11 protein-coding genes are annotated in these 15,992 nt (G+C 60.5%); 1 reads left to right on the top strand and 10 read right to left on the bottom strand.

What is annotated here, in order from left to right:
* Window positions 1–2 precede the first annotated feature (2 nt).
* The 10 genes from HHL24_RS10615 to HHL24_RS10570 all read right to left on the bottom strand — a co-directional run bounded on the left by HHL24_RS10615 (window position 3) and on the right by HHL24_RS10570 (window position 12,717).
* Window positions 3–1,409 carry an MFS transporter gene (locus tag HHL24_RS10615; protein WP_169485450.1) on the bottom strand — a complete coding sequence of 469 codons (1,407 nt, stop codon included), beginning with the start codon at window positions 1,407–1,409 and terminating at the stop codon, window positions 3–5.
* Window positions 1,410–1,576: 167 nt separating this feature from the next.
* A complete protein-coding gene (locus HHL24_RS10610) occupies window positions 1,577–2,077 on the bottom strand; it encodes a MaoC family dehydratase (protein ID WP_169485449.1) in 501 nt (166 codons plus the stop codon).
* A 668-nt stretch (window positions 2,078–2,745) separates the two neighbouring features.
* Window positions 2,746–4,992, bottom strand: coding sequence for an AAA family ATPase (locus HHL24_RS10605; RefSeq protein ID WP_169485448.1), 2,247 nt, complete (start codon window positions 4,990–4,992; stop codon window positions 2,746–2,748).
* Window positions 4,989–5,426, bottom strand: a complete 438-nt coding sequence (locus tag HHL24_RS10600; RefSeq protein ID WP_169485447.1) for a VPA1267 family protein — start codon at window positions 5,424–5,426, stop codon at window positions 4,989–4,991. Before HHL24_RS10600 ends, HHL24_RS10605 begins: the two co-directional genes overlap by 4 nt.
* Entirely contained in the window at window positions 5,426–5,860 is a 435-nt protein-coding gene (locus tag HHL24_RS10595; protein WP_169485446.1) for a hypothetical protein, read from the bottom strand. Before HHL24_RS10595 ends, HHL24_RS10600 begins: the two co-directional genes overlap by 1 nt.
* Entirely contained in the window at window positions 5,857–7,869 is a 2,013-nt protein-coding gene (locus HHL24_RS10590) for an integrase (RefSeq protein ID WP_169485445.1), read from the bottom strand. The genes HHL24_RS10595 and HHL24_RS10590 overlap by 4 nt, the downstream gene beginning before the upstream one ends.
* A complete protein-coding gene (locus HHL24_RS10585; RefSeq protein WP_169485444.1) occupies window positions 7,866–9,407 on the bottom strand; it encodes a site-specific integrase in 1,542 nt (513 codons plus the stop codon). The genes HHL24_RS10590 and HHL24_RS10585 overlap by 4 nt, the downstream gene beginning before the upstream one ends.
* A complete protein-coding gene (locus tag HHL24_RS10580) occupies window positions 9,391–10,647 on the bottom strand; it encodes a tyrosine-type recombinase/integrase (RefSeq protein ID WP_169485443.1) in 1,257 nt (418 codons plus the stop codon). The genes HHL24_RS10585 and HHL24_RS10580 overlap by 17 nt, the downstream gene beginning before the upstream one ends.
* A 133-nt stretch (window positions 10,648–10,780) precedes the next feature.
* Window positions 10,781–11,323, bottom strand: coding sequence for a single-stranded DNA-binding protein (locus HHL24_RS10575; protein WP_169485442.1), 543 nt, complete (start codon window positions 11,321–11,323; stop codon window positions 10,781–10,783).
* 203 nt (window positions 11,324–11,526) lie between these two features.
* Window positions 11,527–12,717, bottom strand: a complete 1,191-nt coding sequence (locus HHL24_RS10570) for an MFS transporter (RefSeq protein WP_169485441.1) — start codon at window positions 12,715–12,717, stop codon at window positions 11,527–11,529.
* Window positions 12,718–13,086: 369 nt separating this feature from the next.
* On the opposite strand from HHL24_RS10570, the gene uvrA reads away from it, so the two are divergent.
* The gene (uvrA, locus tag HHL24_RS10565; protein WP_169485440.1) at window positions 13,087–15,960 is read left to right on the top strand and encodes an excinuclease ABC subunit UvrA; all 2,874 of its coding nucleotides are present in this window, start codon (window positions 13,087–13,089) and stop codon (window positions 15,958–15,960) included.
* Window positions 15,961–15,992: the final 32 nt, after the last annotated feature.

Raw genomic sequence — 15,992 nt, 5'->3', positions numbered from 1 at the left:
ATTTATCCTTGCTGCGTAGCGGGCATCGGATCGGATTGGGTGTCGAGACTCGGCGAGATCTGCTCGAGCGCATGCTGATTGGTCTCGACGCGCAGCAGCAGAATGCCGACCACCAGCAGCGCCAGCACGCCGCTCACCATCGCCAGTACACCGGACACGCCAAACGAGTTGTAGAGCAGCACTGCGAAATACGGCGTCGTCATTGAGGCCGCGCGTCCGCATACGCCCGCCGTGCCGGTACCGCGCAAACGCAACTCGGTCGGAAACAGTTCGGGGATGTAGGCAAAGAGGCCGAGCGTCGCGACCGTGTAGATGCAGGTGATCAGGACAAAGCCGACCAGGCTGATCGCCCACCCCGCGTGCATGTTCGGATAGACGAAGCCAACCGCGATGGTCGCGATCGCAAAGACCACGAGACCACGCGCACGGCCGAGGCGGTCCGCGCACAGAAAGCCGATCACCGCGCCGCCCGGCGCGCCGAACGCCATCAGCGTCGTGAAGCCGAGCGACTGCACGATGGTCAGCCCTTCCTTCACGAAGAAGGTCGGCAGCCACGCGACAAAGCCGTACACCGAAATGTTCACCGCGACTGCCGTCAATGCGGCGACCAGCGTGCGGCCGAGCATCGCGTGCGAGAACAGGGCGGAGAACGGCGCCTTCGGTACTTCAAGACTTTCGGTGCGATCGACCGGTGGCAACGGACCCTTTTGACGCTGCACCTGCTGCTCGATCGCCGAGACCGTCGCCTCGGCTTCTTCAGCGCGGCCTACTGATTCGAGCCAGCGCGGCGATTCAGGCATGCGATGCCGCAACACCCACACGATGATCGCGCCGATGCCCGCAATCGCGAACATATAGCGCCAGCCGAGAAGCGGGATCACGACGTAACCCACCGCGGTCGACACCAGCAAGCCGGAGTTGATGATGAACGCAAGCAGTGCGGTCCACCGTCCGCGTGAAGCAGGCGGAATGAATTCGCACAAGGTGCCGGCAGCGACCACCAGTTCGGCGCCAAGGCCGATGCCCATGATCAACCGCAAGGCAATCAGCCAGGTCATGTTCGGGACAAAACACGCGGCAATCGACGCGACACCGAAAATCAGCAGGTTGGTCTGATACGACGAGCGGCGCCCGAAGCGGTCGCCAAGATAGCCGGCGAAACCGGCGCCGATCAGCATGCCGAGAAAGGTGACGGAGATGAACAGCGCGTTCAGCCTCAGATCGGAAAAGCCCGACTTCACCATTGCACCGAGCGCGCCGGCTGCGAGATAGATGTCGAAGGCGTCGAGAAAGGCGCCGGCGCTGATGAGCCCTAGAACCTTCCAGTGGAAGGACGCGATAGGCAGGCGATCAAGTCGCGCGCCCGAATTGACGATACCGATAGCCACCTTTGTCTCCTTGGTGTGCATGCGGCTCTGCTTACGCTTGCCGCATTGCGACGCGTTGTTCGGGCGCCGCCGGGATTCGCGCGCCGTCTGCTCTTGCTGGCAGGTTGGCGCTGCGTTCTGCTGTGTGTTGTGTCCAGGCTGCGCGAGTCGTGGGTTCGGTGTCCCAACGATCGAGCCGCGCAGGCGTGTCAGTCGCCTACGCCGTTTCCACGCGTCGGCACCAGTGCGCTGCGCACGAAGTCCATGATCGGCGTGCCGTCCTGCTTGAACGCGCGAGTCTGCACGGTGACGATGCCCTGCCCCGGACGGGATTTCGATTCGCGCTTTTCGAGTACTTCGGATTCCGCGTAGATCGTGTCGCCGCAAAACACCGGGGCGGTGAGCCGGATCTCTTTCCAGCCGAGGTTGGCGATCGCCTTGCCGCTGACGTCGTTCACCGATAGCCCGAGCACCACGGCGACCGTTAGCCCGCTGTTGACAAGGAGGCGGCCGAACTCGCTTTTGGCCGCGTAGGCGGCGTCGCAATGCATCGGATGGAAGTTCATCGTCAGCAGCGAAAAGTGGATGTTGTCGGCTTCGGTGATGGTGCGTCCCGGCCGGTGTTCGTAGATGTCGCCTACGTGGAAATCTTCGAGGTAGCGGCCATAGCTGGCGCGGATGCGGGTTGTTACTGCAACGTCGGATTCCATGTCTGTCTCCTGTTTTGGGGTGATTTGTACGTCTTTGTTACTTTGTCCGTACAAAGTATGAATTCAGTATTGGCGGCAGGCGGGCGAAAGTCAAGGCGAGTTTGCGGAAGCTGAGCCGCAATTCGTCGCAAACATGCCGCTGAGGCACGCCCGACCATGCTGGAAGGTTTACCCTCGATGGCAGTAAAACGCTGTCCGGCAGCGTACCGATGGGCTAAATATCGAAGGACGCGGCTGGTTGACGGCACCTTGCGCCGTCAACCAGGCGGGCGGCTCGCGCCTATGGCCCAATAAAAAACCCCGCTCGAAAGCGGGGTTTTTGCATTCACACGTCTAACGCCAAGGTTAAAATGGTTATCCCCACTAAAAACTGTTGTTAGCGGCTTGGATGTGAGTGAGTGAGGGCATCTGCGAGGTCCGGTGGCAAATAGAATGTTGATAGTGTGCTGCGCCCGGTGCCAACGTCAATGGATACAGTTTGTTTTCTTCAACTTTGTGGGTAATCGGTCGCGCCACGAGCTTGGCAAACTCCGCAGCGGAATGGCATGGTTGGAAGCACGAGAATGCCGAGCTTCCAACCATGCCAAAGCGTGGCAAACCGTCGGCGGTCAAGGGTCCGCTTCGCCGGGCTGGCGCCCGCCCTTGACTCGTCATGCGCCGTCGCGACGTCAGGCCGGTAGAAGCACTTCGTCGCCGACTTCCGCGAGGTACTGCATCAAGGCAAGGTCCAACGCCACCCTTCGACTGTGCGCCTTCGGCGGCGCTTCCACAGCTCTCCGGGCAGCCTCGGCATTTCCGACCAGGATGACTTGGACCTGAGCACGAGTAATCGCTGTGTATAAAAGCGTCCGGTCCAGCAGTCTTGACCTAGTGACTGGGACGATGATGCGGCGCCACTGAGAGCCTTGTGCCTTATGCACGGTCGCCGCAAACCCGAGCTCGACGTCCTCAAGCATTTCCGACGTGAGTTCGCGGCAAACACCATCGTCCCACTCGACCAAGGCTAGCGCGCGTTCTACCTCATCGCCAGACGCGGTAGCGAGGGACGCGACCTCAACGACCCGGCCCATTGAGCCGTTCTGCAAACCTTTGTCCCAGAGGTTGCGAGTGCAAAGAACCACATCTCCGAGGTTAAGTCCGCAGTATTCCGGACTGTCAAACTCATCATTCCATCGAGTCACGGTTGCGGCGGCGCCGGTGAACCGCTGCTGACAGACCTCGTTGAGGGCCTTCGTGCCCGCCAGGCCGTTTCGCAGCGGAGCAAGTATCTGCGTGCCAACCGTATCGACCGCATAAAGGTCCGCCACCTTGTCTGCGATTAGCCGGTCATCGCACGGGATGAAGGCAACAGGCGCCGCCTCATCGGCAGAGATGCTCGGCCAGAAGCCTGCCCGCACGGCCGAGGCCACAGCGGCGACATCTGCTCCGTACCGCTTCACGGTCTTCAGCTCGGTCGACGGGATGCGCGGCACTCTCATGACGCAGTGAAGGACAAGACCAGGCCCGACAGGCATGAGCTGATACGGGTCGCCAACGAGAACGAGCCGTACGTGAGGCATCAACGCCCGGCACAGCCGGCTCATCGAGATGATGTCCACCATGCTCGCCTCATCGATGACCAACACCGTGGGGCCGTCGAAGGTCAGGTCGTTGACGCTGTTGAGGAAGCTGGCGATGGTCGATGCGGGAATGCCGGTGGCGTCGTGCATCCGCTTCGCGGCCCGCCCAGCAAGTGCCACTTGTAAGACCTTGGTGCCGGCGTCCTGATACAGCCGATACAATGACTTCAGCACTGTCGTCTTGCCAACGCCGGCCCCGCCCGTGATGCAGGCAAACGCGTGCCGGGTGGCCATCCGGATAGCAGTCCGCTGCTCCGGATTCAGTTCGATGCCGTCTTCCGCTTCGCAAGCGGCGATGATGCGCTCGACCCGGTCGCTGGAGAGCAGTTGCTGGCGGTCACCGGACAGGCGCTCCTGGATAGCTTTGGCTACCTGCCGCTCCATAACAAGAGCGCCCAGCGGTTGCAGGCCGTGCTGCGTCTGGACGATGTGGCCACTTTTGAGCCCCTCCGATACGGCGGTTGCGAGCAAGTCTCGCCATGGACCGCCGACCGGTGGTCGTCCCAGCAATGGAGCGACCTGCTCAGTCAGGTCTGAGGACAGGATTACTGTGTGTCCGGCGGCGAACATCCGGTAGCACGCCTCCTCGATTGCCCCGCGTAACCGGCGAGGGTCATCGGACGGAACGCCGAACTGCGTCTGGGCCATCGCGTCGACAGCAGACCATTTGCCGGCAAACGATAGCAGGCGATATGGGTCTTCCTCAATGCGAGCTTGCGCTTCATCACCGAAGTACCGAAGCACCTTCCGTCCCAGTCCGATGTCGAAACCTGCGGTCTGTAGCCACTGGAGGGTCCGGGACTCCCCGTGGCACGCCCATGCATCGACGAGGCGCTGCGCCGCCGCGTCGGCGAGGACATCCGTGAACGGGTGCGGGTCGCCGGCGTCGAGCAGTTGGTACAGCTGCTCACCGAAGCGCTCCCAGAGCCGTCTGGCTTTGACTGTTCCGAACCCCTCGAAGGCGGGGTTCTCAGCGATGAACGTGACGAGATGCTCGCCGGTCGGCCGCGCGAGATATGCGACCTCCGCATCGACTTGCTGTTCAACCAGCTCAAATCCGTCCACCACGGACCGACGCTCAACCAGTTGTCCTGCAACTGTCCACCATTGCCCTCGCTCGACCTTCGCTCCGCCAAGGGTGGCCCGGGTCGCCTTGACGACGACATACGTGCACGCGTCAAGGACGGACCCTTCAGCGTCAACCGGAACCCCGGTGAAGATGGCTCCGCCAAAGCCTCGAGGGTTTTGAGACCGGACCCCCGTCACACGCAGCGTGACATTCGTAGGGTCGCTCACCGAGGAAGCCTCCCCGTTTCCGCGAGGACCTCCTGAATCACCGCGTAACGGCCTAACATGCGCTTGAGCTCGGCATTCTCCGCTTTCAGACTGGCGTTCTCCTGCTCAAGTCGGGAGAGGCGCTCTGCATCCTGAGCCGCGCGAGGCGACTCAGCAGCGCGGAGTCTAGGCGGCAACGCTTCCGGCTCGTCTCCCGACACAAGCTGCGGAAGCACGCCACGCTCGCGCAGGTCCGCCTCCAGGTTCTTGAGCGCATCCCGAATGCGTGGATTTTGCGCGAGCGCCGATTTCGCGAACCCACACTCTGCCGCGATTTCTGTGCGCGACAGGACGCCTCGCGTCACCATGTTCCGGAAGTCCTCGTCGGTCCTGGATGCCGCCCAGGTCGTGAATCGAAACACATTTTCCTCGGCGACCTGCTGTCCGCTTGCCATCACTTCACTCCTTTGGAACGGTCTCGCTCGGGCTTGGGGAGCGGGGCATTCAACATGTCCATCGTGACGCCCTTGCGCTCGGCATTAGTCGCCCACGTCACGAACTGCTCGGTCAGGAGCTGGTTCTCCGCTTCGAGCCGTTCGGCTTTGGCCTTGTAGCGGTCAGCCTGCGCAAGAGCCGCACGAACCCGTTCGTCGCGAGGCTCGCCTCGCTCACGTGGCAAAGTCCCGCGCAATGCGTCTTTCCTGAGCGAGAAGGCGTTGGCAATCTCCGGATATTCGGCAAACGTGAACCGGGAATAGCGGTGACCCGTAGATGCCTCCACCGCATCCAGCAAGAGCTCCCAGGTGAGCTTGCCTTTCCACTCATCCAACATCTCGACTATTGCGGTAATTCGCTCGTCGGTTAAATCCGGTGCCCGGTTCTTTTTCATGCAAGCACCTTTCGTCGCGTAAACTTAATAACCTTGACTGGGTGAACGTCATCGGTCGTGATGAGCGGCGCATTGGATACATCCAACCGAATCCGCGCCCCAACGGGTACCGCCGGGTCTTCCAGAATCGACAGAAGAGCATTGACCCGTTCGAGGGTGAGCAGTTGGTGCTTGACCCAGGTATCAGCGCCATACTCCTCTTCGCTCAAAGCCTCTTGAGCCTGCTTCAACAGATACTCGGTCTCACTCTTCAGCAACCGGAGGTTCGCTTCCTTTTGCTGGTCTCCCTTGATGCATTCCTGCTCCTCGCAGTTGATGCAGTCGCGGTACATCTGGCATGGCTCGCTCGCGAAGTCGTGAGCACACCAGCCGTAATCCGTCGTGTGTGCCGCAGTCAGTCCCAGCCCTTTGAACTCACTGCGCGTGAACAACTCGCGCCCGGCCCCCAAGACCGGCTCCAATTCGGACGTGAACCCGTCCTTCAACGCTTGACTGATAGGTGCCTGCACCTCGTCTGAGGTCATATGGTCGTAGGGACGGTTCTGCTTCTTGTCGGCCCGACCGGAGAAGATGGCAATTTCGGCGCTGCTCAAGCCGCCGGTCTGCGCCAACATGTTCAAATAGTGGCGCAAGCTATGGCTCTGAAGCTCGATAGGGGAACCGTCATCCTCGGTATAGTTGAAGCGCTCGAAGATGGAGCGCCGACCCTCACGAGCTCCGAATCGATTCGTGATAACACCAGAGTCAACGCAACTGAACATGCAAAGGTATGTCGCCTTCTCCGAATGCGTTTCGTTTGTGCGCATGAGCGCCATAGACTCACTACACAGTAGCTCAGGAGCGCCCGGCACGTAAGGGAACGTTTCTGGAAGCATGGCGACGACGGTGCGCTCAACGTCCTCAAAGAGAAAGCCGAAAGGGTGCCCGCTAAGCGACTGTTTGGGCAGCTTGTTTGTCCTGTGCGCCCAAGACTTGGCAGATTCGCTCGCCGTCTCATCACCCCATAGGATGAGGGCGATTTCCTCCAACGAGAGAACCTTCGTGTCCCGAAGTTCCTCTGCCCCCTCGGGCAGATACAGTTTCTTAGGATTCTCCGTGTACCAAGCCGCCAATTTCTGTGCCGACGTTGTAACCTTGATGATGTTTGCGACGGCCTTACGTGCAATGGGTACCATTTCAGTTGGGAGCCACTTCGTGGTGTTCTCGAAACCCTTTGACCCTGACCACCGTAGCCCCAGCTTCCCGCGAAATTCGCCATCGCCCTCAACCAGGCAATTTCGCCGAAGCCGCATCACTTCGTTGATACGTTCCGGCGCACAGAGCATCAGGCCGGTGTTGCTCGCGACCAAGATGTCTGTTGGCTCGATGGCATCGTGGAAGATGGCTCCAAGCGCACGAAGCGTGGCGGCGGAAGGCAGCTTCTCCTGGCGTGCGGCCAGCGCCTCCTTTGAGATGCGAGAGCCCACCTCCTGCGGTTTTTTGACGCCATGCGCCCAGCTTTGACGAAAGCGAATGAACCCCTTGGAGCGCATAAAATCAGCTATATATTCAATCTGACCGGCCGTCCGATAGGCCACACCTGGCGAAACCTTCTGCTTGGCCAGTTCGACGGCGCTGTCCAGCACGATTTCGTCCACGGCCGTCGGTCGCGAGCCTTTGCTCAACTCGCGCAAAGCTGCTTCCATGCATCGAAGTGCGGCAATGCGCGGACCTTGGGATGTCACCGGCCGCTTATCGTGAAGGTAGACAAGAGTCGCTTTGGCGAAATCAAGAAACGGATGCGGCAGGCTCGGCACGGGTTTGTCTTCGCGGGACGCCTCCAGGGTGCTGAATATCACCCGGTTCACTTTGTTGTGCCCCTTGAAGTAGCCGACAACCCAAACGTTCTTATCGAACTGCGCAGCGGCACCGAGCACGTCCGAGCCCCTACAGAGCGCTACGAAGGCCTCGAGGTTGGCCAAAGCTTCCAATTCGGCCCGAGGCGTGAAGTTGAGGACTGGAGTGCTCACGAAACGGCCTCCGATTCCCGTTGGGCCTGCTGCTGCCAAATCTGCGCGCAAAGCGCGATGACCTCCTTGACTGCCCGGATGGGCTCATCGTTCACCGCTGCCATTCGGTCGTCAGCGGACCAGTTTTCTCTCTCAAACTCCAAGCGCTCAAGCACCTTCGAGTGGGGAGCGTCAAGCCAGGGCTCGAACCGGAAGCACGCGTAGCAGGCAACCGGCTTGTTGAAGGCACAGTTGCTGCCTTTGCCTGCGCAACTGCCTACTGGGTCTTTTGAGACTCGGAAGTCGATGATGCGGCTGCCCGGAGCACCTTTATGGGTAGCGTGCTCCTCATCCTCTACGACATGCCCCTTAAAAGCCCGGGCAAGCGGGGCGAGTAGCGCACCCATAGTCTTGTCGATGTTCTCCACAATCTTCGGAGAGGCTGCGACATACACATTGACCTGCTGCAGGTCTGCGTGGCCCATGCGGTTCGCGATGACCACTTTGCTTGCACCCTCCTCGGCTAGCCGGGTGCCAAAGGTGTACCGGAACCTTTTGGGTGCCAGAGGCATTGGGGCGAAGTCGAGGCGAGAGGTTGGTGGTGCTATTTCCGCCATAAGATTCCGGAACCAACTCGACAGCGTGTTCGGAGTGCAGTGGCCGTAAAACAAGTCTTTATTGGTCCGTAGCTGCTTGCGCGGACCTTTGGGCATCACTAGGTCTTGTGGGAAGAAGGCGGAGTTGTCGTTGTAACCCTCGGCCTGCAAGCCATTTTTGTAGTCCGTGATGAGCCGCCCCGTTTGTGGGCTGATATCAAACGCGAGAAAGCTGCTTCGCGCGTTTTTCTCACGCGTTTTGGCCTGCGGAAGGCTAAGCACTAACGTGCCGCAGTCGAAGTCGCCAAGCTTGAGCGAGGCGTATTGGGAAATACGCCCACCACACGCGAGGAGCAGCCGGGTGAGCAAAAGCGTCCACAAAGGAAGCTCCCCGCGCCCATAGGCTGCGTTAACCGCCGAGTACAGCGCGGTGTACTCCTCTTCGCTCAGAGGACCGTCAACTGGATTTCGCGTCCTAACGGCCTCGCCCTTCTTATTTCCGGGCTTCCGGCGTTCCGCAAGATACGTCGCACACTCCGGGTCCACACCTGGCATTCCGAGGTCGACCCACTTTTGTAGCAGGCCGTTGAGCGTCCCGAGTCGCCCAACTTCGGTCTCGCCCAGCTTGGCTGCGTAATTAGAGATATGTTGTGCGCTAATCGCCCCTGCAGGACAGGTTTGCGTGGCGTCCACGAAATGGGAGAATGCGCTCTCCAGGTTCATGACATGCGCAGACGAGTGCCCCTTGACGAAGGGAAGCAGGGCATGTTTCAGCGACGGAACGAACGCTTCGAAGCCGTCGCTGTAAGGGCGAAAGTCGATTCGCGCGTTAAACGGGCCATCCACCCACTCCCAAAGGTCTTCCCTTGGGTCGAAGCTGCTTCCGCTGCGCGTAAATACGCGCTCCGGCAAGGTGAGGGCAAGTGCAAAGGAGGAAGGGCGAAGTTCAGTTGTCTGGGACATCGAGTTGTTCTTGTAGTTTCAGGGAGACTTCACGTCCTTTCAGGCTAGCGTGACGGCGAGTGTAAGTTGCGGCTGACTTTGAATCATCAACCCATCCTTGCTGTTCGTTTCGGGCCTTCTCTTCCACCGCATCAGTCAGCCCCATCAATTCAGCCTGCTCGGAGAAGCGTTCGTTCCACGTGTGACGCATCACGTGGCTCGTCAGCCTGACGGGCAAGCCCGGGCAAGCCTCACGAAGGTCCGCGAATATCTTGTCGATGCTCTTTAACGACAGCGGCTCACCTTCATCCGAGACGATGAGCTGCGGGTACTTGCGAGCGGCTTTGGTTTTCTTTCTGTGGTGCCTAATGTAGTTCCAGACGGCCCGCATAATTTCCGGCCGCACCTCCACCTCTCGGTCGTTGGTTTTGGTATTCGGCTGAATGCGACGGGGGTCTTCAATTGCATCGGCCCGCCGCATGATGCGCAGCTTGGGCAGGCTTTGATGGAGGTCTTTAAGCTGAATGCCCAGCAACTCGCCGCGACGCATGCCGGTCGCGAGCAAGAGCACAACAATGAGCCAGTTCCGGTAGCGGACATAACCTCGCTCCCACGGGTTGTCGGGCGAGTCTAGGCGAACCACGGCGAGAAGCCGGTCCTGGTCTTCCTTTGAAAGCCCCTCCCTGGCACCGAGCTTGGCCCGCTTGGGGACTTGCGGCACTTGGGCACGAAACGCTTTAAGTGCGTGGGCATTTTCAAGCGATAGATTCTGACGCAGGGACGCCGACAGCGTAGCGCCTATATAGGTCGCCAAGAAGTCTAGGAAATCCGCCATGTATCTGATTCGCGAGGCTTGGGTCGCCGCGTTGACCGCCTTGACGTCCTCTACTGCCGCTTTGCGCCGCATCCGAATTCGCTTGATATCGATGACGTTCGCGCTTTCCGGTTTATCTGCGTCCTCGTAAGACAGGTCAGATACCCAGTACTGAGCAGCATCGGCTAATCGATTGAGCTCGGGCACTGTCAAAAACTCACCCTTTCGCAACCGTTCGAGCAAGTCGACGCGAGCCTTGGCAAGCTCACGGTAAAGCAATGCCAATGCCATGCAAACGGAGTGAATCGTGTTGGCGGCTCGGCCGCGCTTGCGGTATTTCGCAAGATACAAAGTAACTTCGTGAACCGGCAGGCCACCGGGTCTGCTCAAAACGGAGTAGCGCTCCCCGTTCCGAAACTTGACGCGCTTCGCGATGAATCTCGTCATCTACCCACCATTTTGTTCAAGTAGTAGTTATGTTTAAACTCTACTAAACCACAAAATAAAGTGTGGGTAAAGAAAAAGCCCGCGTGCTTTGGGCAGGCGGGCCTTAATCAACAAAAAAACAACAAAGTAGGTTCTAGAACGGAATATCGTCGTCCATCTCATCAAAGCCACCGCCAGCCGGCGCGCTCGGACGGCTCGAACCGCCACCGCCGCCACCGCTGCCGCCACGCGAAGCGCCGCCGCCCGAAACTGCGCGACCGCCGCCGCCGCCGCTACGCTCCGACGGCTCACCGCGGCTGTAACCGCCTTCATCGCCACCACCGCCGCCGCCCATCGAGCCGCCACGCCCACCCAGCATTTGCATCTGCTCGGCGACGATTTCGGTCGAGTAACGGTCAGTGCCGTCCTGAGCCTGCCACTTGCGGGTACGGATGCGCCCTTCCAGGTACACCGACGAGCCCTTCTTCAGATATTCCGACACGATTTCAGCGAGCCGGCCGAAAAACACCACACGGTGCCATTCGGTGGCTTCTTTCATTTCGCCGGACGTCTTGTCCTTGTACCGATCCGTCGTCGCAAGGCGGATGTTCGCCAGTGCGTCGCCGCTCGGAAGATAGCGGACTTCCGGATCGGCTCCGAGATTGCCGACGAGAATGACCTTGTTCACGGATGCCATGAGTTTCTCCTGTTGATTCCGTTGCAGGCGGCGCGGCAACGCACTGTTCGCGTCTCATGGCCAGCAGGCCCGAGACCAGAACTGCGCCTCAGCCCGCCGCCGGGTGAGTTTTGTCAAGAAAACGCCGGGCCGTCCCAAGTTTTCCGCCCCGAAGGAAGTCCCCTTGGGGGTCCGGCGTGAAGCGCCCAGGGTTAGGGGCGCTGTTACGCCTTCTTGCGCGGCGGCTGTTTCATATTTGCCGCGATTATAAGCCAGCAAAACACGAGCCCCGAGCAGGCGAAAAATACTGCGCTCTGACCATCAGCCTTCAGCAGCCAGCCGCCGATCACGCCGCCCATTGCAAGGCCGATCGACTGCGTAGTGTTGTAGACGCCCGTGGCCGCGCCCTTGCGCGAGCCCGGCGCCAGTTTCGACACCAGCGAAGGCTGCGATGCTTCAAGAATGTTGAAGCCGAGAAAGTAGACAAAGAGGATCGCCGCCACACTCAGAATCGTATGCGGAGCGACGCCCAACAACAACTGTCCGATCAGGATAAGACCGATCGCCGACAGCAGCACGATTTTCATTTTCCCGCGCTTTTCAGCGGCGATGATCGCCGGGACCATCATCACGAACGAGAGGCCCATCACCGGCAAATACACCTTCCAGTGCGAAGCCACCGGCAAGCCGCCGGCTTCGAGAATGCGCGGCACGACGAGGAACAACGCGGTTTGCGTGGCGTGCAACACGAGCACGCCGAAATTCAGGCGCAGCAGTTCGACGTTATGCAGCACCTCGGCGAACGGCGCGCGCACGTGCACGGGTTTGGGCGCATCCGGCACGACCCACAGTACCAGGCCGACCGCCAGAATCGAGAAGATGCCGACCAGCGTGAACAAGCCGCTCATGCCGACCCAATGGAACACGATCGGCGCACCGACGATCGCCACCGCGAACGAAACGCCGATACTGCCGCCCACCATCGCCATCGCCTTGGTGCGATGCTCTTCGGAGGTGAGGTCGGCGATGAACGCGAGCACCGCCGAAGACACCGCGCCCATCCCCTGGATCACCCGGCCGACAATAATCCACGTCATGTCGTGTGCACCCGCCGCGACAAAGCTGCCGAGCGCGAAGATCAGCAGCCCGGTGGCGATGACGGGCTTGCGGCCGATCTTGTCGGAGATCCAGCCATAGAAGATATACAGGAGCGACTGCGTCACGCCGTACGCACCGAGCGCAATACCCACCAGCAGCACGTTGTCGCCGCCGGGGATGGTCTTCGCGTAGATGGAGAACACCGGCATGATCATGAAGAGACCGAGCATGCGCAGCGCGAAGATGGCGGCTAGCGACATGGTCGCGCGCATTTCAGGCGCGCTCATGCGTGAGGATGTAGCGGACGGATTGGACATCGGGAGCGTTCTTTGAATGAGCGGGGCGGCCTACCGCTGGGCGGCACACCGCGAGCGGACCTTCCCCGCGGGACGGCCACAACCAGGCGGCTTACCACGAGACGGCTGGACGGCGGCATGCATGCGGCGCGGCATTCGGGCCGGCGGCCTTGCTACACGCTCGTCTGGAGCCTCGCGGCGCCTTGTACTCGCGGAAAATGGCCCCAGTTAGACCTCTTTCCCGCGGCGCTGGACCGCTGCCTTACAGCTTACCTTGTGCCTTCTTCGGGCTGTCAGGAAGCCGTAACGGCGGTCTTGAAAAGTCGTTATAGTAGCAGGTTTAGCCTCCTCCTCTTTCCGCCAGCTAATGGCCAGGTGATGGAATAACGCGTGGAACAAATCCGTATCCGTGGGGCTCGCACCCACAACCTGAAGAACGTCAATCTCGACCTCCCGCGTCACAAGCTCGTCGTAATTACGGGCCTGTCCGGCTCGGGTAAATCGTCGCTGGCGTTCGACACGCTCTATGCGGAAGGACAGCGGCGCTACGTCGAAAGTCTTTCTGCTTACGCCCGCCAATTCCTGCAATTGATGGAGAAACCGGACGTCGATCTGATCGAAGGCCTGTCGCCAGCGATCTCGATCGAACAGAAGGCGACCTCGCACAATCCGCGTTCCACGGTCGGCACCGTCACCGAAATTCACGACTATCTGCGGCTGCTGTTCGCACGGGTCGGCACGCCGTACTGCCCGGACCACGAAATTCCGCTGGAAGCGCAAAGCGTCTCGCAGATGGTCGACGCGGCGCTCGCGTTACCCGAAGAGACCAAGCTGATGATCCTCGCGCCGGTGGTGGCGGACCGCAAAGGCGAGCACGTCGAGCTGTTCGAGGAGATGCAGGCGCAGGGTTTCATCCGTTTTCGCGTCCGCTCGGGCGGTGGCACGGCCAACGAAGGCGTCGCGAAAATCTATGAAGTCGACTCGCTGCCGAAGCTGAAAAAGAACGACAAGCACACGATCGACGTGGTCGTCGACCGGCTGAAAGTGCGCCCCGATATGAAGCAGCGCCTCGCCGAATCGTTCGAAACGGCGCTGCGTCTCGCCGACGGCCGCGCGATCGCGCTGGAGATGGATACCGACAAGGAGAAACTGTTCAGCTCGAAGTTCGCCTGCCCGATCTGCTCGTATTCGCTGCAGGAGCTCGAGCCGCGCCTCTTCTCGTTCAACAACCCGATGGGCGCGTGCCCGGAATGCGACGGCCTCGGCCAGATCACCTTCTTCGATCCGAAGCGGGTGGTCGCGCATCCGTCGCTGTCGCTAGCGGCAGGCGCAGTGAAGGGCTGGGACAGGCGTAACCAGTTCTACTTCCAGATGCTGCAAAGTCTCGCGGCGTTCTACGAGTTCGACATCGACACGGCGGTCGAAGACCTGCCGGAAAAAGTCCGCAAGATTCTGCTGTTCGGTTCGGGGAAGCAGGAAATTCCGTTCTCGTACATCAACGAACGCGGCCGCACCTCCGTTCGCGAACATGTATTCGAAGGGATCATCCCGAACCTGGAGCGGCGTTACCGCGAGACCGACTCGGTCGCGGTGCGCGAAGAGCTCGCCAAGTATCAGAACAACCAGTCTTGCCCCGCTTGCGCCGGCACGCGGCTACGCCGGGAAGCCCGTTTCGTGCGGGTCGGCTCGGATAGCGACGCGCGCGGCATCTTCGAAATCAGCGGCTGGCCGTTGCGCGACGCGCTCGGCTATTTCCAGACGCTGCGGCTCGAAGGCTCGAAGCGCGAGATCGCCGACAAGGTGGTCAAGGAAATCGTCGCGCGGCTGATGTTCCTGAATAACGTCGGGCTCGATTACCTGTCGCTCGACCGCAGCGCGGAAACGCTGTCGGGCGGTGAAGCGCAGCGGATTCGCCTCGCCTCGCAGATCGGTTCCGGTTTGACCGGCGTGATGTATGTGCTGGATGAACCGTCGATCGGTCTGCATCAGCGCGACAACGACCGGCTAATCGCCACGCTCAAGCATCTGCGCGACCTGGGCAACTCGGTGATCGTCGTCGAACACGATGAGGACATGATCCGCATGGCCGACTATGTGGTCGACATGGGGCCAGGCGCGGGAGAACACGGCGGCATGGTGATCGCCGAAGGCACGCCCAAGCAGGTCGAGGCGAACGCAGCATCGATGACCGGGCAGTACATGTCCGGCGCCCGCAACATCGAATTCCCGGACGAGCGCAAGGCACCGGAAGAACGGCGTCTGCGCATCGTCGAGGCGTACGGCAATAATCTGCAGCACGTCTCGCTCGATTTGCCGGTCGGCCTGCTGACCTGCGTGACCGGCGTGTCCGGTTCGGGCAAGTCAACGCTGATCAACGACACGCTGTACCACGCGGTCGCGCATCACCTGTATGGCTCGTCCACCGAGCCGGCGCCGTACGAATCGATCGAAGGCCTGGAGCATTTCGACAAGGTCATCAACGTCGACCAGTCGCCGATCGGCCGCACGCCGCGCTCGAATCCGGCCACGTACACGGGCCTGTTCACGCCGATCCGCGAACTGTTCGCAGGCGTCCCGGCAGCGAAAGAACGCGGCTACGAAGCGGGCCGCTTCTCGTTCAACGTGAAGGGCGGCCGCTGCGAATCCTGCCAGGGCGACGGCGTACTGAAGGTGGAAATGCACTTTTTGCCGGACGTCTACGTTCCCTGCGACGTCTGCCACGGCAAGCGCTACAACCGCGAAACGCTCGACGTCCAATACAAAGGCAAGAACATCAGCGAAGTGCTCGATATGACGGTGGAGAACGCCTACGAGTTCTTCAAGCCGGTGCCGGTCGTCGCGCGCAAGCTGAAAACCTTGCTGGACGTGGGTCTGGGCTATATCCGGCTGGGCCAGTCGGCCACCACTCTGTCGGGCGGCGAGGCGCAGCGCGTCAAACTATCTTTGGAACTGAGCAAGCGCGACACCGGTCGCACTCTATACATTCTGGACGAGCCGACCACCGGTCTGCACTTTCACGACATCGCATTGCTGCTGGAAGTCATTCATCGTTTGCGAGACCAGGGTAATACCGTCGTGATCATCGAGCATAATCTCGATGTAATAAAGACCGCCGACTGGGTCATCGATCTCGGCCCCGAAGGCGGAGCCGGCGGCGGTCAAATCATTGCGCAAGGCACGCCGGAGCAGGTCGCCAAGTCGAAGGCAAGTTTTACCGGTAAGTATCTGGCGCCGCTGCTGAAACGCACTGCCAGTAGAAAGTAACGCTGCACAACACGGGTTGGAGACGGAATAAG

It is taken from the genome of Paraburkholderia polaris, assembly GCF_012927345.1.
Lineage (GTDB): Bacteria > Pseudomonadota > Gammaproteobacteria > Burkholderiales > Burkholderiaceae > Paraburkholderia > Paraburkholderia polaris.
Note: the sequence above shows the minus strand (reverse complement) of the source record. Positions and strands in the feature narration are given on the sequence as shown.

Coding starts and splice junctions, on each gene's coding strand:
- HHL24_RS10615 (WP_169485450.1), bottom strand. CDS start 1,409: ATGCACACCAAGGAGACAAAGGTGGCTATCGGTATCGTCAATTCGGGC.
- HHL24_RS10610 (WP_169485449.1), bottom strand. CDS start 2,077: ATGGAATCCGACGTTGCAGTAACAACCCGCATCCGCGCCAGCTATGGC.
- HHL24_RS10600 (WP_169485447.1), bottom strand. CDS start 5,426: ATGGCAAGCGGACAGCAGGTCGCCGAGGAAAATGTGTTTCGATTCACG.
- HHL24_RS10595 (WP_169485446.1), bottom strand. CDS start 5,860: ATGAAAAAGAACCGGGCACCGGATTTAACCGACGAGCGAATTACCGCA.
- HHL24_RS10585 (WP_169485444.1), bottom strand. CDS start 9,407: ATGTCCCAGACAACTGAACTTCGCCCTTCCTCCTTTGCACTTGCCCTC.
- HHL24_RS10580 (WP_169485443.1), bottom strand. CDS start 10,647: ATGACGAGATTCATCGCGAAGCGCGTCAAGTTTCGGAACGGGGAGCGC.
- HHL24_RS10575 (WP_169485442.1), bottom strand. CDS start 11,323: ATGGCATCCGTGAACAAGGTCATTCTCGTCGGCAATCTCGGAGCCGAT.
- HHL24_RS10570 (WP_169485441.1), bottom strand. CDS start 12,717: ATGTCCAATCCGTCCGCTACATCCTCACGCATGAGCGCGCCTGAAATG.